The organism is Pseudomonas sp. RV120224-01b, from assembly GCF_003208145.1.
Lineage (GTDB): Bacteria > Pseudomonadota > Gammaproteobacteria > Pseudomonadales > Pseudomonadaceae > Aquipseudomonas > Aquipseudomonas monteilii.
Genome location: NZ_QKMQ01000022.1, coordinates 32,606 through 53,315, shown reverse-complemented (window position 1 = coordinate 53,315; position 20,710 = coordinate 32,606). Strand labels below are relative to the sequence as shown.

Here is a 20,710-nt window from a genome sequence, read left to right as displayed (position 1 = left end):
CAGGGACCGCGCAGTATTCGGACTCTTCACTATCCCCGTGGGAGCTGGCTTGCCGGCGATGGGCCGCAAAGCGGCCCCATGCCCTTGTCTGGCCAATCCGCTATCCTGAGCACTCCCCCGCTCCGGACCGCCCCATGGAACTGCACATTCGCCTGGAGGGCCGCAAAGGCCTGGCCGACCAGCTCTATCAGCAACTGCGCGCCGGTATCGACAGTGGCCACCTGGCCGCCGGCACCCAGTTGCCACCCACCCGCCTGCTGGCCGAGCAACTGGGCGTGTCGCGCAAGACGGTGGCCGAGGCCTATTCGCGGCTCACCTACGACAACCTGCTCAGCGGTGTGGTCGGCCGTGGCACCTTCATCACGCCGCGCCAACCGCTGCGTAGCCATGAATCCACCACCATCCCCCTGGCCGGCGCCGCGTCCCTCGAGCGCTGGCAGCAGCGCGCCACCGTGCTCGGCCAACGCCAGTTGCAAGCGCCCTCCCGCTATGACTTTATCGGTGGTGCTTCAAGCAAGGCGCAGTTCCCCTTCGACCAGTGGCGCAGCTGCCTGAACTATGCCCTGCGCCGCAGCCAGCGCCACCCCGAGCGGCAGTTTCCGGCCCAGGGCTTGCAGGAGCTGCGCGAGGCCATTGCCCACCACATCGCCTACGCCCGCGGCGTGCACTGCAGCGCAGCCGACCTGCTGGTGTGCAACGGCGCCCAGCAAGCGCTGGACCTGATCGCCCGGGTATTGGTGGAACCCGGTTGCCAAGTGGCCATGGAAGACCCCGGCTACCCACCTGCCCGGCAACTGTTCCTGGCCCTTGGCGCGCGCGTGCAGTCCGTTCCGGTGGATGATGAAGGCCTGCGCGTCGAGCACATCGCCGATGGCACCCGGTTGATCTATGTAACGCCGTCGCACCAGTTCCCGCTGGGCATGCCCATGAGCGAGCCACGTCGGCACGCCCTGCTGGCCCGGGCGGCTGAGCTGGGCGCGTTGATCATCGAAGACGACTACGATTGCGAGTTCCGTTACCACGGGCCGGCAGCGGACGCACTGCAGCGCCTCGACCGCCATGGCCTGGTGGCCTATGTGGGGACCTTTTCCAAGACATTGCTGCCCGAGCTGCGGCTGGGCTATGCCGTGTTGCCGCCTGCCGTGCTGCAGGCGGCCTGCGTGGCCAAGCACCTCAGTGACTGGCACAGCCCTACCTTGCTGCAGTGGGCGCTGGCGCGCTTCTTGGGCGAAGGCCACCTGAACAAGCACATCCGCCGCTGCCACGAGGTTTACAGCGCCCGCCGCGAACGTATCCTGGCGCGCCTGGGCGGCGACCTGTCACCGTGGTTCAGCGCCATCCCCGCCAGCGCGGGCTTCCACCTCAGCGCGCTGGCCAAGCCCGGGGTCGATGTCGAGTTGCTGGCCAACCTCGCACGCAAGGTGGAGGTGGGCCTGTATTCGCTGGCGCCGTTCTTCAGCGAAGCACCGGTACGCCCGGGGCTGTTGCTGGGCTTTGGCGCTATCGAGCTGCTGGACATCGACCCGGCACTGGACCGGGTGCGCGATACCCTGCAACGCCTTAGCTGACCGGCGCGGCCCTGCCCGTCGCGGGCGGGCGCGCGATGGCCGCAGCATAGCCACGCGGGTTGAAACAGGCGGTTACCAGCAGCATCGCCATCACGGTCACGGTCAGCAGCATCCACGATGCCTGGAAGTCGCCACTCACGTCACGCAACCAGCCGGTGATGTACGGCACGATACCGGTGATGATAAAGCCGATCCCCTGTACGAATGCCGCCAGGCTGCCGGCCTCGGCAGGCGTCTTGAGGTGTTCCAGGGTCAGCGTCAGGCTCTGGCTGAAACAGGCGCCCAGACCAAAGCCGATCATGGCGACCCACAGTCCTGCAGCCACCGTGGGGGCCAGCAGCAGGCCGAGGAAGCCCGCCAGCTGAATCGCCAGCGCCAGCCAAAGGCCTGGGCGCCGGTCTGCCCAGCGCCGCAGCAGCAGTGGCAGGCCGAGCGCGCCGGCCACCTGGAAAATGGTCATCAGGCCCACCAGGTCGGCGCCACCTTGGGCACTGCCGCCGTGCTCGATATGGTAGGCCGGCAACCAGGCCACCATGCTGGTGTAACCGCCATTGATCAGGCCGAAGTACAAGGCCAGCAACCACGCCCGGCGGGTGCCGAACCAGTGTCCACCCGCAGCGCCCGCCAGCTTCGGTGCTTCCTGACGTGGCCGCAGCACGGCCCAGGCCAGCACCGCCAGCACTGCCGGTGCTGCCCACAAGCCCAGGCCGGCCTGCCAGTGGCCGAAGTGGCCGCTGATATGTGGCCCAAGCACGGCCGCCAGGCCGCCGCCCGTCATCAGTGCCGCCGAATACAGGCCCATCGCCCCGGCCAGCCGCCCGGGGAACCATCGATTGACCAACCCTGGCATCATGCCTTGCACCACCGCCACGCCCAGGCCCGCGACCACTGCACTGGCAATCAACGCCCAGACGCTGTCCAGTTGCAGGCGCCACAGGCAGGCCAGGGCAATCGCAGCCAGGCCACCGAGCATGCCGCCATGCTCGCTGATCCAGCGCCGCAGCCAGGGTTGCAGCAACGGTACCAGCCCCATGCACAGCACCGGCAACGCCGTCAGCAAGGCGGCCTGCTGGTAGCCCAGGCCAGTGCTGGCACGCATAGGTTCGAGTAACGGGCCGATACTGGTCAGGATCGGCCGCAAGTTCAGCGCCAGCAGAATCACCAGCAACAGGTTCAACGCAGCTCTCATTGTGAATCAGTTCTCTTGTAGCAAGACCCGGCCATTATCCCGGCTCGGCCAGCCTGGCAGAAATGAAGAGATTGGATGCCTGTCAGTGACCACCTGAATGGTCGATTGGCCTCCTGCATATGCGCGGGATTGGCTATCGGGGTGGCCAAAGGGCGGCGCTACAGTAGTGCCATTCCCACCCCACACCCTTTGGAGACAGCCATGCACAACCGTATCGAATGGGCCAAGCACGCCCCCGAAGCCTACAAAGCCATGGTCGGCCTGGAACAGGCCCTGGCCAAGAGCGGCCTGGAGAGTTCCCTGCTGGAGCTGGTGCGCCTGCGGGCATCGCAGATCAACGGCTGCGCCTACTGCGTGAACCTGCATGCCAACGATGCGCGCAAGGCCGGCGAGACCGAGGCGCGCTTGCAGACGTTGAGCGTATGGCGTGAGACCGCCTACTTCACCCCGCGTGAACGTGCGGCACTGGCCTGGGTCGAGAGCCTGACCCGCTTGCCTGAGCGTGGGGCACCGCAGGGGGAATATGAAGCCTTGCAGGCACATTTCGAGCCGGCCGAGGTGGCCAACCTGACCTTGGCGATTGCCACCATCAATGCCTGGAACCGGTTTGGTGTCGGGTTTGCGATGGTGCCGGCCTGATCATTAACCGGTAGCCTGTACCGGCCCTATCGCCGGCAAGCCAGCTCCCACAAGCTCCCCACAGTTTTCGAGCCTTGTGGTGTCCTGTGAGAGCTGGCTTGCCGGCGATAGGGCCAGTACAGGTAACAACTAACGCCCAGCCAACCGAGCTCGATAGCTGCCGGGACTCTGTCCAGTCCACTTCTTGAACGCCCGGTGGAACGCACTGGGCTCCTGGAACCCCGCCTGCTCGGCGATTTCGGCAATGCTCAACACCCCTTCACGCAAGCGCTCGAAGGCCATCGCCCGGCGTACTTCGTCTTTGATCTGCTGATACGAACGCCCCTCCCGGTCCAACTGCCTGCGAAAGGTACTGGCGCTAACCCCCTGCTGCTGCGCCAGCGCCGCCAATGTCGGCCACTGGCCATAACGCAGTGCGCGCAAGCGCCGGTACACCTCGGCCACCAGCCCGTTCTGGTTACGAAAGCGAATCACCAGCCCCTGTGGCGCAGTGCGCAGAAAGGTTTTCAAGGCTGGCAAATCCTGTACCACCGGCAACCGCAGGTAGGCGCTGTCGAATTCCACCTCGGTGCGGCCGCTGCCCAGGCGCAGGTCTGGCCCCCACAGCAGCAGGTCGTCTTCCTGGGCCGGGCGCGACACCGCCAGCTCGGTACGGTCGATGGCAATGCGCCGCCCGGCCAGCCAGCACAGCATGCCGATCATCAGCACCAAATAGGTTTCCTCGGCATACACCCGGGTCAGCGGGTCGGCAATGTTCGACTGCACGCTGATCAGCGCCCGCCCGCCACGGACCGTCAGGCTGCCACGCAGGTCGCGCAGGAACAGGCCGAAGCCGCCCATGCATTGGCGCAAGGCCTTTTCCAGGTTCGGTTCAAGTATCAAGCCCCGGCAGATCAGGGCGAAGCTGCCCAGCGGCATGCCATGGCTGTCGAGGCAGAAAAACTCGTCGTCCAGCCGTTGAATCATCGCCAGCCAAAGCTGGGCGAAGGCCTTGGCCGGCACGCGGGCCTGGGGCTGTTCCAGCAGCTGTGGGTCGATGCCCACGGCACGCAGCTGTGCATCACGCTCGGCGGGGCTGTCGCGCAGGGCATGGAGCATGGCGTTGAGAAAGTACACGGCGACCGAATCGCTATCGCGCATGGCGGTTTTCGCTGTCTATGCTGAGTGGCAAAAAGTGCCAGGTTGTTTGAACAGTTCCGGCATAGGCTGCAACAGAGCCTTTGCCTAGACTCGATCCCACTCCGGGACCGCCGGCCATTCTCGCAGAGCCTGGCCCGGTCCCGCCATGCCTTCGCAATCGGAGCCCCTATGAGCAACGCAGAAATCTACGTCGTCAGTGCCGTCCGTTCAGCCATTGGTGGCTTTGGTGGGTCCCTGAAGGACCTGCCGCTGGCCGACCTGGCCAGCACCATTACCCGTGCTGCCATCGAGCGTTCGGGCCTGGCCGCCGATCAAGTTGGCCATCTGGTGATGGGCACGGTAATCCCTACTGAGCCGCGTGACGCCTACCTGGCCCGTGTGGCAGCGATGAACGCCGGCATCCCCAAGGAAACCCCGGCGTTCAACGTCAACCGCCTGTGCGGCTCGGGCCTGCAGGCCATCGTTTCGGCAGCCCAGGGGCTGTTGCTGGGAGACACCGACGTGGCCGTTGCAGCCGGTGCCGAATCCATGAGCCGTGGCCCATACCTGCTGCCACAGGCACGCTGGGGCGCGCGCATGGGTGACCTGCAAGGCATCGACTACACCGTTGGCGTGCTGCAGGACCCGTTCCAGCACTTCCACATGGGCATCACCGCCGAAAACGTCTCGGCCAAACACGGCATCACCCGCGAAATGCAGGACGAACTGGCCCTGACCAGCCAGCGCCGCGCCGCCCGCGCCATTGCCGAAGGCCGCTTCGACAGCCAGATCGTGCCGCTGGAACTGAAAACCCGTAAAGGCAGCGTGCAGTTCAGTGTCGACGAGCATGTGCGTGGCGAAGTGACCGCTGAACAACTGGCCGGCATGAAGCCGGTGTTCAAGAAAGACGGCACCGTCACCGCCGGCAACGCCAGCGGCATCAACGACGGCGCCGCCGGCCTGGTGCTGGCGACGGGCGACGCCGTACGCCGCCTGGGCCTGAAGCCGCTGGCCCGCCTGGTGGGTTACGCCCACGCCGGTGTCGAGCCTGAACTGATGGGCCTGGGCCCGATCCCGGCCACCCGCAAGGTGCTGGAAAAGACCGGCCTGAAGGTGCAGGACCTGGACGTGATCGAGTCCAACGAAGCGTTCGCCGCCCAGGCCTGCGCCGTGGCCCGCGAGCTGGGCTTCGACCCGGAAAAGGTCAACCCCAACGGTTCGGGCATTTCCCTGGGCCACCCGGTGGGCGCCACGGGCGCGATCATCGCCACCAAAGCCATCCATGAACTGCAGCGCATCCAGGGCCGCTACGCGCTGGCCACCATGTGCATCGGTGGCGGCCAGGGCATTGCCGTGGTCTTCGAACGCGTCTGAGAGAGGCTGACACATGAGCATTGAACAAATCGCCGTGATCGGCGCCGGCACCATGGGCAACGGCATTGCCCAGGTGTGCGCAGTGGCCGGCTACCAAGTGCTGCTGGTGGACGTGTCCGACGCAGCACTGGAGCGCGGCGTGGCCACCTTGAGCAAAAACCTCGAGCGCCAGGTCAGCAAAGGCACCCTGGATGCGGACAAGGCCGCAGCCGCCAAGACCCGCATTCGCACCAGCACCGACTATAGCCAGCTCAACGGTACACAGCTGGTGATCGAGGCCGCGACCGAGAACCTGCAGCTCAAGCAACGCATCCTGCAGCAGGTGGCGGCCAACGTCACTGCCGACTGCCTGATTGCCACCAACACCTCGTCGCTGTCGGTCACCCAGCTGGCTGCCAGCATCGAGCACCCCGAGCGTTTCATTGGTGTGCATTTCTTCAACCCGGTGCCGATGATGGCGCTGGTGGAGATCATTCGCGGCCTGCAGACCAGCGACAACACCTATGCCCAGGCGCTGGTGGTGACCGAAAAGGTCGGCAAGACACCGATCACCGCCGGCAACCGCCCGGGCTTCGTGGTCAACCGCATCCTGGTGCCGATGATCAACGAAGCGATCTTCGTGCGCCAGGAGGGCCTGGCCAGCGCCGAGGACATCGACACCGGCATGCGCCTGGGCTGCAACCAGCCCATCGGCCCACTGGCCCTGGCCGACCTGATTGGCCTGGACACGCTGCTGGCGATCATGGAGGCCTTCCATGAGGGCTTCAACGACAGCAAGTACCGCCCTGCCCCGCTGCTCAAGGAAATGGTCGCGGCCGGTTGGCTGGGGCGCAAGAGCGGTCGCGGCTTCTTCACCTATTGAGGACCCTGCACCATGCCCCCGGTCAATGCCGCAATGCGCTGTGCCAATTTTGAAGAGCGACGTGACCGGGCCATGGCGCTGTTTGCCGAAAAGGGCTTTGGCCAGGTCAGCATGCGCGAGCTGGCGGCCCATGTGGGGCTGACCGCAGGCTCGCTGTACCATCACTTCCCGAGCAAGCAGGACTTGCTGTACGACCTGATCGAGGAGTTGTACGAGGAACTGCAGGCCACCCTGGACCAAGGCCGCCGGGCCATGGCGCGCGGGGCCTCGGCGTTGAGCTGCCTGATTGCGGCGCACTGGCAGTTGCATGCCGAGCGGCCCATGCAGTTTCGGCTGGCCGAGCGGGATTTGTGCTGCCTGAGTGACGAGCAGCGGGCGCGTCTGGCGTTGTTGCGTTCGCGTTATGAGGCGGGGCTGCTGAGGCTGATCGCGCCGCAGGCGAAGCTGCAAGGGGAAGCCCTGGTGGCGACGGCGCATGTGGTGGCGACGCTGCTCAACCAGTTGCCGGGGATGTTGAAGGCGCTGCCTGAGGAGCAGGGGCTGGGGTTGATGGAGAGTATGTTGGTAGGGGGTATTGAGCGAACCCTGCGGTAGCCTGTACCGGCCTCTTCGCGGGCAAGCCCGCTCCCACAGGGACCGCACCGGGTCGGATGCCTGTGCAGTACCTGTGGGAGCGGGCTTGCCCGCGAGGAGGCCGGCGCAGGTTAACGCAGCAGACTCTGGATCTGCTCGTGCAAGGTATCCAGGTCAAACGGCTTGGCCAAGATCGGTGCCTTGCGAGTGATCGGGCTGCCCGATTCCAGAATCTCCGCCGGGTAGCCACTGATGAAGATCACCTTCAGGTCCGGCCGCAACTTCACCGCAGGCTCCGCAATCTCCACCCCGGAGATACCACCCGGCAGGCGGAAATCCGTCACCATCAGGTCCAGGTGCGGTTTGCTGGCCAGGATGGCAAACGCCTGCTCGCCATCTTCGGCCACCAGCACGTGATACCCCTCGCCCGCCAGGTAGTCACGCAGAATCATGCGAATCGCCGGTTCATCCTCGACGATCAGCACCACATCTTGTGCATCTTCACTCATGTTAACGCCTTGAAATGCTTACAGTTGGCCATCAGACCCCAGGCTCATGCAGAGGTTGCCCGCGCCTGGTCGTTTTGTTGTTCGTAGGTTGCCAGCGGCAGTTGCAAGGTAAAAGTGGCACCCTTGCCCTCTTCACTGTCGACCCGGATGCACCCGCCATGGGCCTGCACGATCTGTTCCGATATATACAACCCCAAGCCCAACCCGCCGCTGGCTTGCTGGGTGGCCACCCGCTCGAACTGCTGGAAAATGCGCTGCTGGTTGGCCGCACCAATGCCGATACCCTGGTCCTGCACTTGCACGCACGCCAGGCCGTCCTGTTCGAACACCCGTACCAGCACCGGCTTGCGCTCACCATATCGCAAGGCATTGGACAACAGGTTGACCACCACTTGTTCAATGCGAAATTCGTCCCACTCACCGTGCAGCGGTTCGCAACGTTGTAGCTCGATACGCGTGTCCAACGCAGTGGCCTGGGCAGCGAAATTCTCCACCAGGCCACTTACCAGTTGGCTCAAGTCGAAGGACTTGGGCCGTAGCGACAGCTTGCCGGTGCGGATACGCGACACATCGAGCATGTCTTCGATCAGGCGAATCAGGCTGTTGATCTGCCGTTCATCGCGCTCGACCATTGCCTGCAGCTTCTCGCCACTGAACGCTGCAAGGTTGCCGCGTGCCAGGTGCATCTTGCGCAGCTGGGTTTCCAGGATCAACCCATTGAGCGGCGTGCGAACCTCGTGGGCGACGATCGACATGAAGTCATCACGCATTCGCACGGCATGCTCCAGCTCGCCTCGCGCCGTCTGCAACTGGGCCAACAACAGTTCCTGCTCCTGGCGGCTGCGCTCCAACGCCTGCAACTGGCGGTCGAGCACCTTGCGCTGGCGGTACACGTCGACGAACACCGACACCTTGCTCTTCACCGCCAGGGTGTCGAGCGGCTTGTGCAGGAAGTCCACCGCCCCGCTTTCGTAGCCCTTGAAGGCATAGTTCATCTCACGCCCGGCCGCGGTGACGAAGACGATGGGAATGTTGCGGGTCTTTTCCGTGCCACGCATCAGCTCAGCCAGCTCGAAGCCGTTCATGCCTGGCATTTGCACATCGAGGATGGCCAGGGCGAACTCGTGTTCGAGCAGCAGCGACAACGCGGCCTCTGCAGACTGGGCCTGATGCACCTCGCGGTCTTCGCCCTGAATCAGGGCGTCGAGGGCCAGCAGGTTCTCCGGCAGGTCGTCGACGATCAACAGTTTGGCGATGGTGTGGCTTAGCATGCGCTGGGTTCCAGGGCGGCGAGCAACTGCTCGATGCCACTCAGAGAAAGTATATGGTCAGGCTGGTGCAGGGCCAGGGCGGCCTCAGGCATCAGCGCAACCTGTGCGTCACGGGGGTCCTGGACGATGGTCCGGCCCCCGCTGTTCTTGATGTAGGCAAGCCCTTCGGCGCCATCTTCATTGGCACCGGTAAGCAGCACGCCAAGCAGGCCGTCACCGTAGGCGTCAGCCGCCGACATGAACAGGAAATCGATCGATGGCCGGGAAAAATGCCGCGGTGGCTCCTGGCTCAGCGACAGGGTGAAGTCGCGCTCCACCGACAAGTGGTAGCCAGGTCCGGCCACATACACCTGCCCGGGCTTCAGCGGTTGCTTGTCGCGAGCCTCGCACACCGGGCGCTGCAAACGCCGTTGCAGCACCTCGGCCAACTGGCTGTGGCGGTCATCCGGCAGGTGCAGCACGCACACCACCGGGATGCCGTAGCCGGCGGGCAACGCGCCGAGCACGGTGAACAACGCCGTCACGCCGCCCGCCGAGGCGCCGATCACCACCGCGCGTACGCCGTTCATGATTTGCGGTAGATCCGTTCAGGCTTGACCAGCGGCTCGAACCGGTCGCTGTAGGCCGAAAAGTCCACCGACTCCTTGCTGCCCAGCACCAGGAAGCCTCGGTGGCACAGGGATTCATGGAACAGGCCCAGGGCGCGGTCTTGCAGTTCCTTGTTGAAATAGATGAGCACGTTGCGGCATGACACCAGCTGGGTTTCGGAAAACACGCTGTCGGTGGCCAGGCTATGGTCGGCGAAGGTCACGTTGTCACGCAGGGTGCTGTCCATGATGGCGTTGCCGTAGGCCGACGTGTAGTATTCGGAAAAGTCCCTGCGCCCACCCGCGATGCGGTAGTTTTCGGCGTACTCGCGCATGCTCTGCATCGAGTAGATACCCTGCTTGGCCTTGTCCAGCGAATGCGGGTTGATGTCGGTGGCGTAGATGATGGTGCGCTCCAACAGGCCTTCCTCGCGCAGCAGGATGGCCATGGAGTACACCTCCTCCCCCGTGCTGCAGCCTGCAATCCACACCTTGATCGAAGGCCAGGTGCGCAGCAGCGGCACCACTTCATTGCGCAGCGCCAGGAAGTGCCCCGGGTCGCGGAACATTTCGCTGACCGGGATCGTCAGGTACTGCAGCAACTGCATGAACATGCCCGGGTCGTGCAGCACGCGCTCCTGCAGCGCCGACACCGTCAGGCAGTCGAACTGGCGCAGCGCGTGCAGGATCCGGCGCTTGATCGAAGCGCCGGAATAGTTGCGGAAATCGTAGCTGTACTTGAGGTAGATGGCCTCGATCAGCAAGCGGATCTCGATGTCGGTGTTACGTTCGCTAGTCAAATTCGCTCCAGTTGCGGCAGCCATACACGGATCAGCGAGAACAGGCGGTCCAGGTCGATCGGTTTGGCCAGGTAATCATTGGCCCCGGCCTGCAGGCAACGCTGCTGGTCATCCTTCATGGCCTTGGCGGTCACGGCGATGATCGGCAGCTTGCGCCAGCGCGGTTGCTGGCGGATCAGGCGGGTGGCTTCGAAGCCGTCCATTTCCGGCATCATCACGTCCATCAGCACCAGGTCGATGTCGTCATGCTGCTCCAGGCGCTCGATGGCTTCACGCCCGTTGCGGCCGATTTCCACAATCGCGCCCTTGTGCTCCAAGGCACTGGTGAGGGCAAAAATGTTACGCACATCATCGTCCACCAGCAGTACCTTGCGGCCTTCGAACACCTTGTCGCGGCTGCGTGCAGTCTTGAGCATGCGCTGGCGTTCATTGGACAACTGCGACTCGACCTTGTGCAGGAACAGCGTGACTTCGTCCAGCAGGCGCTCCGGCGAGCGTGCACCCTTGATGATGATCGAACGCGAATACTTGAGCAGGTCGGCTTCTTCTTCGCGGGTCAGGTTGCGACCGGTATACACGATCACCGGCGGGAAGGAGCGGATATCCTCGGCGGTCATGCGCTTGAGCAGCTCGTTACCGAGCATGTCGGGCAACTTGAGGTCGATGATCATGCAGTCGTAGATGTTCTCGCGCAGCAGTTCCAGGGCGTCCTGGGCCATGGCCACGGCCGTGATTTCCACGTCGTCGTCGCCAATCAGGCGGGCAATGCTTTCGCGCTGCAGGTCGTCGTCTTCCACCAGCAGGATGTGCTTGAGCTTCTGGGTCAGCTTGGCCTCCAGGCGGGCGAACACTTCTTTCAGCTCGTCGCGGCTGGTGGGCTTGACCGCGTAGCCGACAGCGCCCATGTGCATGGCGGCCTCGACCCGGTCTTCGACAGAAATGATATGCACCGGGATGTGCCGGGTGCTGGCCTGCTCCTTCAGGCGCTGCAATACCGTCAGGCCCGAATGGTCGGGCAGGCGCATGTCCAGCAGGATCGCATCGGGGATGTACTGGGCGGCCAGCTCAAACCCTTCGTCGGCGCCCTGCGCCACCAGGCAGCTGTAACCCAGTTCATGGGCCAGGTCGAAGAGGATGCGGGCGAAGTTGGGTTCGTCTTCGATCACCAGGATGCAGCGGTTGCCGAACGGTGCGCGCTCACGGTCGTCGTCAAACGCCGGCAGCGGGCGTTTTGGCGCAGCCGCCACCGGCACCTGGGGGGCAGGCGGCAGGGTGTCGACCGCCGGGCGCAGGCTGAGGGGCTCCACACTGTGCCCCACACTTTCGTAGTGCTCTGGCAGGATCAGGCTGAATACACTGCCTTTGCCAGGGCTGCTGTCAACGCTGATCTGCCCGCCCAGCAAATGCGCCAGGTCGCGCGAGATCGACAGGCCCAGCCCGGTGCCGCCGTAACGGCGGTTGCTGGTACCGTCGACCTGATGGAAGGCACCGAAAATGGCCTGCTGCTGGTCGGCGGCAATGCCAATGCCGGTATCGCGCACAGCGAAGACAATGCCAGTGCCAGCCTGGTAACCGATGTTCAGGCTCACCTGGCCACGCTCGGTGAACTTGATGGCATTGGACAGCAGGTTCTTGAGGATCTGCTCCAGGCGCTGGCGGTCGGTGAACAGGGTGGCGGGTACATTCGGTTCAGCGTTTACCTCGAAGGCCAGCCCCTTGTGCCCGGCCAGCGGTTCGAACATGCCGCGCAGGCCCTCGACCAGGCGCTCCACCTGGGTGCTTTCAGGGCGCACCTCGAGCTTGCCGGCCTCGACCTTGGCAATGTCGAGAATGTCGTTGATCAGGTTGAGCAGGTCATTGCCGGCCGAGTAGATCGAATCTGCGAACTTGACCTGTTCATCGCTCAGGTTGCCTTCGGCGTTTTCCGACAGCAGTTTGGCCAGGATCAGCGAACTGTTCAGCGGCGTGCGCAGCTCGTGGGACATATTGGCCAGGAACTCGGACTTGTACTTGCTCGAGCGCTGCAGCTCGTCGGCGCGCGCCTGCAGTTCGTCCTGAGCCTGCATCAGCTCGTCGTTCTTCAGGTCCAGCGCCTCTGTGCGTTCGGACAACTGCTCGTTGGTCTGCTCCAGCTCCGCCTGCTGGGTTTCAAGGTGGGCCTGAGACTCCTTGAGCACGCGGGATTGTTCTTCCAGCTCTTCGTTGGCGGTTTTCAGCTCTTCCTGCTGCACCTGCAGCTCTTCGTTCAGCTGTTGGGTTTCGGCCAGCACTTCCTGCAGGCGTTGGCGGTAGCGGGCACTTTCGATGGAAATGCCAAGGTTGCCGGCGATGCGTTCCAGCATTTCGGCGTCGCGGTCGTCCAATGGGCGCAGGAAGCCCAGTTCCAGCACGCCATTGATCTGCCCGTCGTTGCTGGCTGGCAGCAACACGGCACTGCGTGGCAGGCCACTGCCCAGGCCGGAACTCAGCTGGTAATACCCTTCCGGCAGGTCTTCCAGATGCAGCAGGCGCCCTTCACGTACGGCCTGAGCCAGCAGGCCGTCATGATCGCCCTTTACCTGCTCCCGGGCTTGCTCTTCAGCACTCAGGCCATAGGTGGCCACGCGCACCAGGCGGCCATGCTCATCGCGCACATACACCGCCCCCACCACACTTCCCAGGTAGTCGGCAAAGAAGCGCAGGATGTTGTCACCCAACATGGACAGCGTCAGTTGCCCCAGCACCTGCTCGGCCAGTCGGGTCTGGCCATTGCGCAGCCAGGCCTGGTGTTCCAGGCGCTCGGCCGCACGCTGCTGGGCCTTGAAGTTTTCTTCGTAACTGCCCGACAACGCCAGCAGGTCACGCCGGCCCAGATAGGCCAACATGGCGCTGAGGCCGACGATGAACAGCACGAACACCGAAATGGCAGTGACGGTAACGCTGCTGACTTTCTCGTTGCGGGCCATGCGCAGTTGCTGTTCGGTGCCGATCAGGCCGTCGAATTCCTTGCGGATTTCGTCGGTCAGGCGCTTGCCCCGGCCATTGCCGATCGACGCCTGGTAATCGCCCTGGCTACGGCGCAGGGCGATCATCTCGCTGCCGAAGTTGTTCCAGGCTTGCTGCAGGGCAATCAACCGGTCGATGCGGTCGACCTGCTGCGGGTTGTCTTCGACCATACTGCGCAGGCCCTGCAGGCTGCTGAGAATACGCGGTTTGGCCACCTCATAGGGGTCGAGGAAACGCTCGTCGCCGGTAAGCAGGAAGCCGCGCATGCCGGTTTCCATGTCGATCGACAGCTTGACCGTTTCGTTGGCATTACCGATCACCCGGTCGGTATGCTCAACCCACTGCATGGCCGACAGCAGATAGTTGATCACCGCGACAAAGGCCACGGCACCCAGCAGGCCCACCCCCAGCGGAAGACCGATGTTGCGGCTCAACAGCTTGCGAAAGCTTCGTTGGTCCATCAAGGCTGATTGCATCATGTGAAAGGGCCCGAGCAAGAAAAGTCCATTGAAAAGCGTGGCTGATCAATCGTTGTCGTTGTCTGCCACTGCACCGTCCTGTTAAGCGAGTCTAACCAGCTTTGGCGGGTCTGGCAGGGCATTTAGCCAGTATTTGAAGGTGGCGTGCGCCAATCGTTCCATCTGATTGCATGGATCGGTATCCTCGGGAACTTCTGGTGCCGCCCGGTGCACAGATTAAAGACATTCATTGCACAGGACCCGAACCATGCACCTTCTGGTAGTCGAAGACGACGACATCGTTCGTATGCTGATGGTCGAAGTGCTCGATGAGTTGGGCTACGAAGTGATCGAGGCAGAAGACGCCGCAGCCGCCCTGCGGGTGCTCGAAGACCCGAGCCAGGCGCTGGCACTGATGATGACCGATGTGGGTTTGCCGGACATGCGTGGCGAAGTGCTCGCCGGCAAGGCGCGCGAATTGCGCCCTCTACTGCCTGTGCTGTTCGCCAGCGGTTATGCAGACAGCCTCAATGTGCCCGAGGGCATGCACATGATCGGCAAGCCGTTCAGTATCGACCAGTTGCGGGACAAGGTGGTGGCCATCCTCGGCCCGGTTTGAGATGGGGTTGCCTGTACCGGCTTCTTCGCGGGCACAGGCAATACACCTCACAACTACCTGCGCAACAGGTAGGTATCCATGATCCACCCCTTGCGCCGCCGTTCCCGCTCACGCACTTCCAGAATCTGCGCCTTCACCGCCTGTAACGGCCCGGCAATCAGCACTTCATCCTCGGTCCCCAGGTAAGCGCCCCAGTAGATGACCAACGCCGGGTCATCCAGCTGGGCAAACGCGCACTGCCCGTCGAGCATCACCACCACGTTGTCGATTGGCCCCTGCCCGGTCAGGCGCCGCCCTGGTAGCACGGTCAGCGGCTCGCCAATGCGGTTGAGTGGCACCTGATGACGTGCAGCCAGCGCCTGCACACTGCTGATGCCAGGGACTATCTGCAGGCGTAGCGCCAGGCCACGTTCGCGGACCAGATCGAGTACGCGCAAGGTGCTGTCGTACAGGGTCGGCTCGCCCCACAGCAAAAAAGCGCCGGTTTCGCCGTCGTCAATTTCCTGTTCGATCAACTGCGCATACAGCGCAGCCCGCTGCCGGTGCCAGCCCTGCACCGCAGCCAGGTAATCGTCCGCCCGGCCATCGCGCAAAGGGTCGGCTACTTGTAGCAGGCGATAGCCGCCCTCAGGCCGGTAGCGTTGCAGAATGCCCTTGCGCAGACGCACCAGTTCATCCTTGTCGCTACCTTTTTCGAGCACGAAGAACACACTGGCTTTTCGCAACGCATCGACTGCCTCATAGGTAACCTGGCGCGGGTCACCCGGGCCGATGCCGATCAACAACAGGTTTTTCATTGCCCTGCCCTTTGCGGGAACCAGCCGCCATTGTCAGTTGGCTGCTGGTATTTGGCAAAGCGGTCGCTTAGAAGATCGAGAAGTTATAGCTGACAATTACCCGTGTTTCGTCCATGTCACGCGCCCACTTCTCGTAATTACTGCGGTAAGTGGAATTACGCAGGCGTACACTGACATCCTTGAACGTGCCACTTTGCACCTGGTACTTGAACTCGGTGTCGCGCTCCCATTCCTTGCCTTCGGCCGTGCTGCCCGGCACCTTGATGTTGTCGCCGTTGATGTAACGGGTGAAGAAGGTCAGGCCGGGCACACCCAGCGCCTTGAAGTCATAGTCATAGCGCACTTGCCAGGAACGCTCCTGGGCGGCAGCGAAGTCGTTGACCTGGGCATAGTTGACCAGGTACGGGTTGCTGCCATCCAGGTACGGCATGGCGCTGTCGCCATACATGCGCTGCCAGCCGGCGCTGAGCTTGTGGCCTCCCAGGCTGTAGCCGAGCATACCGCTGAAGGCGCGGTGGTCGATTGCCCCGGCGCGGGCATTGCCGATGTCGTCGCTCTTGATCAGGCGCAGGTCGGCCGACAGGCTGCCTGCTGCCAGCGGCTGGCTGGCCACCAGACCGAGGAAGTGCTGGCGGTAGATATTCTCCAGCTTGGCCACCTGGTACTGGGCGCTGAAGCGCTCGTTGAAACGATAATCGACACCGGCCAGGTCGAAGTGGTCGGCCTCGATATCGCAGGCATAGCGCTTGTTCTTGCAGTGCACGCGAATGTCCTGGCGGTCGGTGGAATCCCGGGCGGTGTATTTGTCCAGGCGAGCCAGGGTGAACTTCAGGTCGTGCAGTTCTTCAGAGGTGAGCATGGCGCCATGGAACATGGTCGGCAGCAGGCGACCATCGTTGTACTTGAGCAACGGCACATCCGGCATCATCGAACCGTACTTGAGCACGGTGTTGGAGACCTTGACCTTTGCCGCCAGGCCCATCTTCGCGTACTGGTCGGCCGAGTGCCGTGGGTCGTGGCCGGAAGACGGCAGCAAACCACTGTTACTGTCGGCCGGGCTGGAATCCAGTTTGAAGCCGAACATGCCCAGAGCATCCACACCAAAACCTACCGGGCCTTGGGTATAACCCGACTGCACATTGAGGATGAAGCCTTGTGCCCACTCTTCGCGCTTGGACGCACCTTGGCTGGAACTGCTGTGGCCGTCACGAAAATCCCGGTTGAAATAGACATTGCGTGCTTCAAGCTTGGCACTGCTGTCTTCCAGAAAACCGGCGGCCTGGGCATTGACGCCGGCACACAACAGGAACAGGCCGGCAACACGGCGCCCGGGGGCGAGGGGGAAAGGGGCAAACATGCGAGGAAACATCCAGAATAAAAACGGGTTAACAACCTGTGGCACGCGTTGGCCACGGTACTGCGACAGGCCAGAACAATAGCCGGCCATCATCTGAAATGATCGCGCAAAGGCTCTGGCACGGGCCATTGGACCATGGTCTAAGCGCCCCGGCAGGTCACCGCAGAAAACCGGCGAAATAACGCACGCAAAACTAGGAAAGTTCCCAACTTACTTACAAAAAGTTAGCAGTTTACCCAGTACCCATGAATGACTACACTCGATATCAGCGAACAGCAGAACCCACCCGCGTGGCCGGCGTTTTCATTCTTCTTCAATGTTCGTCACGCCCTGCCACGACCGACGTACAGGAGTGATTACAGTGTCCAGACTTGCAGAGTTTCGTGCTGCCGAAAAAGCGCTCCAGGAACAGATGGCGCAACTGGAAGCGTTGAAAAAGGATGCCGGCCTAAAACGCGAAATCGAATTCGAGCAGAAACTAGTCGGCCTGATGAAAAGCTATGACAAGAACCTGCGCGATATCATCGCCATCCTCGACCCGAAAGCCGTGACCCGGGTATCCGGCGCCGCGCCCAAGCAACAGCGCCGCCCACGCGTGGTGAAGGTGTATCAAAACCCGCACACCGGCGAGCGAATCGAGACCAAAGGCGGCAACCACCGCGGGCTCAAGGCCTGGAAAGAACAGTACGGCGCCGCGACGGTAGAAAGCTGGGTACGCTGATGAAACGTCCACGCGCACTTCACACTTTTTTCACAAGGACTGGCTCAGTATCGAGACAGCTAAAGGACTAGCGACCCCATCACGCGCCCGCACATGCGGGCCTCTAATTCCAGCGCCCTGCCTTGTGCAGGGCGCTTTCATTTGCGCTATCGGCGCACTGCCGTATCATGGCCAGCCTGTCCGTTTTGCCGGTACCCTTGCGCCCGGCCCCGTCTCAGGAGTTCCCATGAGCCTGCACGATCTGCAAACCCTGCCTGGCGTCACCGCCCAGCCAGACACCGCCACCGCCCAGTTCGTCTTCAACCACACCATGCTGCGGGTCAAGGACATCGAGAAATCGCTGGACTTCTACACCCGCGTGCTGGGCTTTCGCCTGGTGGACAAGCGCGACTTCCCCGAAGCCGCTTTCAGCCTGTATTTCCTGGCCCTGGTCGACCCGGCGCAGATCCCTGCCGATGACGCCGCACGCCACCAGTGGATGAAGTCGATCCCTGGCGTACTGGAGCTGACCCACAACCACGGCACCGAAATCGATGCCGGGTTTGCCTACCACAACGGCAACACCGACCCGCGCGGGTTTGGCCACATCTGCATTTCGGTGCCGGACGTGCGCGCCGCCTGTGCACGCTTCGAAGCGCTGGACGTACCGTTCCAGAAACGCCTGCAGGACGGGCGCATGAACCACCTGGCCTTCGTCAAGGACCCGGACGGTTACTGGGTGGAAGTGATCCAGCCAACCGAGCTCAAAGGCTAAGCGTTCATCGCCGTGCGCTCGTCGGGCCGGGAACTCCCGGCCCCTTGCTGTGGTATATGAAGGTAACTGCTTCACATGCCACAGCGAGGTAAGGACGATGCAATCTCTTCACTGTGAATACCGCAAGCACACCATCACCGCCAGCGTGATGCCCCACCCCGACTCTCCCCTGCCCTATGCCGCCGGCTGCCTGATCACCGCCCCTGACGGGCATACCAGCAGGCGCATGTCGATGCCAATGAAGTTTTTCTCGGACCTTGAGAATGCGCAGCATGTGTCACTGGCCCACGGCCGGGCCCTTGTCGACCAGCAGCTGGATGAGGGGCACAAGGTGTTCTGATACCTCGATTGCCTGTACTGGCCTCTTCGCGGGCTTGCCCGCTCCCACAGGTACTGCACAGATTTCAGGTTGTGTGATTTCCCTGTGGGAGCGGGCAAGCCCGCGAAGAGGCCAGTACAGGAGTAACTAGATATCCCGGGCGTACGCCACTGCCGCATCCACCTGCGCCCGCGTCGGCCTGACCCCGGTGTACAGCACAAACTGCTCCAGCGCCTGCAACGCAATCACCTCAAGCCCCGTGATGACCGGTTTACCCAACGCCTGCGCCCGGCGGATCAGCGGCGTTTGCGCCGGCATCGCCACCACATCGAACACCCGCTCCGCCGCTGCAATGGCAAGCTCGGAAAACGCCAGTTCTTCGGCCTCCGGTCCACCCGCCATCCCGATCGGCGTCACGTTCACCAGCATCGGCGGGCAGATGTCTCCCAGGTCCGGCACCCAGCGATAGCCACAAGCATCCGCCAGCTGGCGCCCGGCTTGCTCGTTGCGCGCAACGATCATGCCCTCGGCAAAGCCGGCATCGCGCAAGGCACTGGCCACGGCCTTGGCCATGCCACCACTGCCGCGCAGGGCAAAGGCAGTGCCCGGGTCGACCTTATGCTGTGCCAGCAACTGGCGAACAGCCAGGTAGTCGGTGTTGTAGGCCTTCAGGTGCCCCTCGGTGTTGACCAGGGTATTCACCGATTCAATGGCGGCAGCCGACGGGTCGATTTCGTCGACCAGGGCCATGCAGGCCTCCTTGTACGGCATCGACACGCCACACCCGCGGATCCCCAATGCGCGGATACCTGCCACGGCTGCTGGCAGGTCATCCGTGCGCATGGCCTTGTAATAGAAGTCCAGGCCCAACTGCTGGTACAGGTGGTTGTGAAAACGCACGCCGAAGGTGCCGGGGCGCCCGGCCAGGGAGATGCACAGTACAGTGTCCCTGCTGGGAGTTGTCGACATAACCTGCTCCTTTGTCATAACTGAAACGTTTGTGCAGCGTACCAGAGGCAACCACTGGTCGTCCCTTACATAACCTTTACCGTTTCCCTGTGCTCAGCTGACGGAGACCGGAGTCATAGTAGTAAGGCCCCGAACGAGGGGTTTCTCTGCGAGGTTGCGTTATGAACCGTCTCATTCCCGGAATTGCCTTGCTGATCGGTGCCTTGGCCGTCAGCGGGCCTGCTGCTGCGCATGGCGGCCATGGCGGCGGCGGTTGGTATGGGCCGGGCCCGCTGTTGGGCGCGGCGGTGGTCGGCGCGGTGGTCGGGGCAACGGTGTATGGCGGACGTGACCGTACCGTGTATGTCGAACGCCAGCCGGTCTATTACGGGCCGCCGCCAGTCTATGTGCAACCACCACCGCAGCCGGTGTATTACCAGCCGTACTACGCACCCGCACCACCGCCCCCGGGCTACCGCACCTACTACGGCCCGCCGCCGGTGTATTACGGCCCGCCGCGCTGGTAAGGGTTGATAGAACTAATGACCACTATTGAGCACGTTGATTTCAAACCGCCCCGGCTGCTGCGTATGGTAGGGCCATGTCTTGCAGGAGGTCCCCATGGCCACGATCCATATCATGTCCGTCGTCGGCAGCGCCGTCCCCGCCTCACTGCGTGAGCAGGGCCTGCTGGCATGCTGGTACCTGGTACGCAACGGTGAAGCCGTGAGCGGCCCGATGCCGACACTGGCCTCGGCCCAGGCACTGGTTGAACAGTTGCAACCCGGCACCCTGGTTGCCTGACCCGAATTTGTTGTGCGTTGCTCCCTACGCCCTTATGGCCCACCAAGATGGTGGGCTTTTTTTTGCCTGGGCCGCCTCAGCGTTGCGAGCTACGGCTCAGCTGGCTGCTCAGCACCATGATCTTGCCCTGAAGCCGCCCTACGGTCAGCACCAGCTCGTTGCGCTCCCTGGCCAGCTGGTCCGCTTTGGTTTCTGCCTCTCGGCGGGCATCCCGCTCGATGTCCAGCAGCTCGGTCAGGCGGCGGATAACTGCAACATCCGCGCTGTCCATCGCACGTTCGGCCGCATCCCTGGACAACCACTTGCGCAGCCACAGAAACGCACCTAGCAACACAGTGCCCGTACCGCTCAGCCAAGTGACTGTGCCCGGGCCGAGGTCGGTCGGATCCATGTGAACCTCATTACCAATGATGATGTGATGAGCCCTGGAGAAAAGTGTCTCGATGGCTTTCCTTGT

22 protein-coding genes are annotated in these 20,710 nt (G+C 63.0%); 11 read left to right on the top strand and 11 right to left on the bottom strand.

Going from position 1 to position 20,710, the window contains the following annotated elements; genetic code table 11:
• Nucleotides 1-134 precede the first annotated feature (134 nt).
• Nucleotides 135-1,568 carry a PLP-dependent aminotransferase family protein gene (locus N436_RS25765; RefSeq protein WP_110742274.1) on the top strand — a complete coding sequence of 478 codons (1,434 nt, stop codon included), beginning with the start codon at nt 135-137 and terminating at the stop codon, nt 1,566-1,568.
• On the opposite strand, the gene N436_RS25760 is transcribed toward N436_RS25765, so the two are convergent.
• Entirely contained in the window at nt 1,561-2,757 is a 1,197-nt protein-coding gene (locus tag N436_RS25760; RefSeq protein ID WP_110742273.1) for a cyanate transporter, read from the bottom strand. The genes N436_RS25765 and N436_RS25760 overlap by 8 nt on opposite strands.
• Nucleotides 2,758-2,958: 201 nt before the next feature.
• Here N436_RS25760 and N436_RS25755 point away from each other — a divergent pair, with 201 nt between their 5' ends.
• Nucleotides 2,959-3,396 carry a carboxymuconolactone decarboxylase family protein gene (locus N436_RS25755; protein ID WP_105948411.1) on the top strand — a complete coding sequence of 146 codons (438 nt, stop codon included), beginning with the start codon at nt 2,959-2,961 and terminating at the stop codon, nt 3,394-3,396.
• Between the two features lie 129 nt (nt 3,397-3,525).
• Here N436_RS25755 and N436_RS25750 read toward each other — a convergent pair whose 3' ends face one another.
• Nucleotides 3,526-4,536 carry an AraC family transcriptional regulator gene (locus N436_RS25750; protein WP_105948410.1) on the bottom strand — a complete coding sequence of 337 codons (1,011 nt, stop codon included), beginning with the start codon at nt 4,534-4,536 and terminating at the stop codon, nt 3,526-3,528.
• A 168-nt stretch (nt 4,537-4,704) separates the two neighbouring features.
• Between N436_RS25750 and N436_RS25745 the strand changes: the two genes are divergently transcribed.
• The 3 genes from N436_RS25745 to N436_RS25735 are packed head-to-tail and all read left to right on the top strand — an operon-like array spanning nt 4,705 to nt 7,345.
• The gene (locus tag N436_RS25745; RefSeq protein ID WP_105948409.1) at nt 4,705-5,889 is read left to right on the top strand and encodes an acetyl-CoA C-acyltransferase family protein; all 1,185 of its coding nucleotides are present in this window, start codon (nt 4,705-4,707) and stop codon (nt 5,887-5,889) included.
• Nucleotides 5,890-5,902: 13 nt separating this feature from the next.
• On the top strand, nt 5,903-6,751 hold the full coding sequence (locus N436_RS25740) for a 3-hydroxybutyryl-CoA dehydrogenase (RefSeq protein ID WP_105948408.1): 849 nt from the start codon (nt 5,903-5,905) through the stop codon (nt 6,749-6,751).
• Nucleotides 6,752-6,763: 12 nt separating this feature from the next.
• Nucleotides 6,764-7,345, top strand: coding sequence for a TetR/AcrR family transcriptional regulator (locus N436_RS25735; protein WP_104835068.1), 582 nt, complete (start codon nt 6,764-6,766; stop codon nt 7,343-7,345).
• A 110-nt stretch (nt 7,346-7,455) separates the two neighbouring features.
• Here N436_RS25735 and N436_RS25725 read toward each other — a convergent pair whose 3' ends face one another.
• From N436_RS25725 to N436_RS25705, 5 genes are read right to left on the bottom strand one after another with little or no spacing between them, the layout of a single operon-like run.
• Nucleotides 7,456-7,833, bottom strand: a complete 378-nt coding sequence (locus N436_RS25725) for a response regulator (protein WP_016711125.1) — start codon at nt 7,831-7,833, stop codon at nt 7,456-7,458.
• A 44-nt stretch (nt 7,834-7,877) separates the two neighbouring features.
• Nucleotides 7,878-9,104: a hybrid sensor histidine kinase/response regulator gene (locus tag N436_RS25720; RefSeq protein ID WP_105948407.1), complete on the bottom strand. Its 1,227-nt coding sequence runs from the start codon at nt 9,102-9,104 to the stop codon at nt 7,878-7,880.
• Complete coding sequence (locus N436_RS25715) at nt 9,098-9,673, bottom strand: chemotaxis protein CheB (protein WP_105948406.1); 576 nt, start codon at nt 9,671-9,673, stop codon at nt 9,098-9,100. Before N436_RS25715 ends, N436_RS25720 begins: the two co-directional genes overlap by 7 nt.
• The gene (locus tag N436_RS25710) at nt 9,670-10,491 is read right to left on the bottom strand and encodes a protein-glutamate O-methyltransferase CheR (RefSeq protein ID WP_019099468.1); all 822 of its coding nucleotides are present in this window, start codon (nt 10,489-10,491) and stop codon (nt 9,670-9,672) included. Before N436_RS25710 ends, N436_RS25715 begins: the two co-directional genes overlap by 4 nt.
• Nucleotides 10,488-13,955 carry a response regulator gene (locus tag N436_RS25705; protein ID WP_110742271.1) on the bottom strand — a complete coding sequence of 1,156 codons (3,468 nt, stop codon included), beginning with the start codon at nt 13,953-13,955 and terminating at the stop codon, nt 10,488-10,490. Before N436_RS25705 ends, N436_RS25710 begins: the two co-directional genes overlap by 4 nt.
• 247 nt (nt 13,956-14,202) lie before the next feature.
• On the opposite strand from N436_RS25705, the gene N436_RS25700 reads away from it, so the two are divergent.
• Nucleotides 14,203-14,553 carry a response regulator gene (locus N436_RS25700; RefSeq protein ID WP_105948404.1) on the top strand — a complete coding sequence of 117 codons (351 nt, stop codon included), beginning with the start codon at nt 14,203-14,205 and terminating at the stop codon, nt 14,551-14,553.
• Between the two features lie 53 nt (nt 14,554-14,606).
• Here the strand turns inward: N436_RS25700 and cobF are convergent, their stop codons facing one another.
• Entirely contained in the window at nt 14,607-15,350 is a 744-nt protein-coding gene (gene cobF, locus N436_RS25695; RefSeq protein ID WP_110742270.1) for a precorrin-6A synthase (deacetylating), read from the bottom strand.
• Between the two features lie 67 nt (nt 15,351-15,417).
• The gene (locus tag N436_RS25690) at nt 15,418-16,707 is read right to left on the bottom strand and encodes an OprD family porin (RefSeq protein WP_105948402.1); all 1,290 of its coding nucleotides are present in this window, start codon (nt 16,705-16,707) and stop codon (nt 15,418-15,420) included.
• A 361-nt stretch (nt 16,708-17,068) separates the two neighbouring features.
• Here N436_RS25690 and N436_RS25685 point away from each other — a divergent pair, with 361 nt between their 5' ends.
• The 3 genes from N436_RS25685 (at nt 17,069) to N436_RS25675 (ending at nt 18,522) form a co-directional block, all read left to right on the top strand.
• Complete coding sequence (locus N436_RS25685) at nt 17,069-17,428, top strand: histone-like nucleoid-structuring protein, MvaT/MvaU family (RefSeq protein ID WP_016711134.1); 360 nt, start codon at nt 17,069-17,071, stop codon at nt 17,426-17,428.
• A 226-nt stretch (nt 17,429-17,654) separates the two neighbouring features.
• The gene (gene gloA / locus N436_RS25680; protein WP_105948401.1) at nt 17,655-18,182 is read left to right on the top strand and encodes a lactoylglutathione lyase; all 528 of its coding nucleotides are present in this window, start codon (nt 17,655-17,657) and stop codon (nt 18,180-18,182) included.
• Nucleotides 18,183-18,279: 97 nt separating this feature from the next.
• Complete coding sequence (locus N436_RS25675; RefSeq protein ID WP_019099472.1) at nt 18,280-18,522, top strand: hypothetical protein; 243 nt, start codon at nt 18,280-18,282, stop codon at nt 18,520-18,522.
• Nucleotides 18,523-18,648: 126 nt separating this feature from the next.
• Here N436_RS25675 and N436_RS25670 read toward each other — a convergent pair whose 3' ends face one another.
• Complete coding sequence (locus N436_RS25670; protein ID WP_110742269.1) at nt 18,649-19,470, bottom strand: shikimate 5-dehydrogenase; 822 nt, start codon at nt 19,468-19,470, stop codon at nt 18,649-18,651.
• A 161-nt stretch (nt 19,471-19,631) separates the two neighbouring features.
• On the opposite strand from N436_RS25670, the gene N436_RS25665 reads away from it, so the two are divergent.
• Both N436_RS25665 and N436_RS25660 read left to right on the top strand, forming a co-directional pair.
• Nucleotides 19,632-19,976 (top strand): hypothetical protein, encoded by a 345-nt coding sequence (locus N436_RS25665; RefSeq protein ID WP_025752674.1) that lies wholly within the window; start codon nt 19,632-19,634, stop codon nt 19,974-19,976.
• Between the two features lie 94 nt (nt 19,977-20,070).
• A complete protein-coding gene (locus tag N436_RS25660) occupies nt 20,071-20,253 on the top strand; it encodes a hypothetical protein (RefSeq protein ID WP_016711139.1) in 183 nt (60 codons plus the stop codon).
• A gap of 76 nt (nt 20,254-20,329) precedes the next feature.
• Here N436_RS25660 and N436_RS25655 read toward each other — a convergent pair whose 3' ends face one another.
• The gene (locus N436_RS25655; RefSeq protein ID WP_060499300.1) at nt 20,330-20,644 is read right to left on the bottom strand and encodes a hypothetical protein; all 315 of its coding nucleotides are present in this window, start codon (nt 20,642-20,644) and stop codon (nt 20,330-20,332) included.
• Nucleotides 20,645-20,710: the final 66 nt, after the last annotated feature.

Bases quoted from the DNA above. Each gene is read 5' to 3' on its own strand.
- gloA (WP_105948401.1), top strand. From the start codon at position 17,655: ATGAGCCTGCACGATCTGCAAACCCTGCCTGGCGTCACCGCCCAGCCA.
- N436_RS25690 (WP_105948402.1), bottom strand. From the start codon at position 16,707: ATGTTTGCCCCTTTCCCCCTCGCCCCCGGGCGCCGTGTTGCCGGCCTG.
- N436_RS25660 (WP_016711139.1), top strand. From the start codon at position 20,071: ATGGCCACGATCCATATCATGTCCGTCGTCGGCAGCGCCGTCCCCGCC.
- N436_RS25760 (WP_110742273.1), bottom strand. From the start codon at position 2,757: ATGAGAGCTGCGTTGAACCTGTTGCTGGTGATTCTGCTGGCGCTGAAC.
- N436_RS25765 (WP_110742274.1), top strand. From the start codon at position 135: ATGGAACTGCACATTCGCCTGGAGGGCCGCAAAGGCCTGGCCGACCAG.
- N436_RS25745 (WP_105948409.1), top strand. From the start codon at position 4,705: ATGAGCAACGCAGAAATCTACGTCGTCAGTGCCGTCCGTTCAGCCATT.
- N436_RS25675 (WP_019099472.1), top strand. From the start codon at position 18,280: ATGCAATCTCTTCACTGTGAATACCGCAAGCACACCATCACCGCCAGC.
- N436_RS25665 (WP_025752674.1), top strand. From the start codon at position 19,632: ATGAACCGTCTCATTCCCGGAATTGCCTTGCTGATCGGTGCCTTGGCC.
- N436_RS25720 (WP_105948407.1), bottom strand. From the start codon at position 9,104: ATGCTAAGCCACACCATCGCCAAACTGTTGATCGTCGACGACCTGCCG.
- N436_RS25715 (WP_105948406.1), bottom strand. From the start codon at position 9,673: ATGAACGGCGTACGCGCGGTGGTGATCGGCGCCTCGGCGGGCGGCGTG.
- N436_RS25755 (WP_105948411.1), top strand. From the start codon at position 2,959: ATGCACAACCGTATCGAATGGGCCAAGCACGCCCCCGAAGCCTACAAA.
- N436_RS25700 (WP_105948404.1), top strand. From the start codon at position 14,203: ATGCACCTTCTGGTAGTCGAAGACGACGACATCGTTCGTATGCTGATG.
- N436_RS25740 (WP_105948408.1), top strand. From the start codon at position 5,903: ATGAGCATTGAACAAATCGCCGTGATCGGCGCCGGCACCATGGGCAAC.
- N436_RS25750 (WP_105948410.1), bottom strand. From the start codon at position 4,536: ATGCGCGATAGCGATTCGGTCGCCGTGTACTTTCTCAACGCCATGCTC.
- N436_RS25670 (WP_110742269.1), bottom strand. From the start codon at position 19,470: ATGTCGACAACTCCCAGCAGGGACACTGTACTGTGCATCTCCCTGGCC.
- cobF (WP_110742270.1), bottom strand. From the start codon at position 15,350: ATGAAAAACCTGTTGTTGATCGGCATCGGCCCGGGTGACCCGCGCCAG.
- N436_RS25725 (WP_016711125.1), bottom strand. From the start codon at position 7,833: ATGAGTGAAGATGCACAAGATGTGGTGCTGATCGTCGAGGATGAACCG.
- N436_RS25655 (WP_060499300.1), bottom strand. From the start codon at position 20,644: ATGGATCCGACCGACCTCGGCCCGGGCACAGTCACTTGGCTGAGCGGT.
- N436_RS25705 (WP_110742271.1), bottom strand. From the start codon at position 13,955: ATGATGCAATCAGCCTTGATGGACCAACGAAGCTTTCGCAAGCTGTTG.
- N436_RS25735 (WP_104835068.1), top strand. From the start codon at position 6,764: ATGCCCCCGGTCAATGCCGCAATGCGCTGTGCCAATTTTGAAGAGCGA.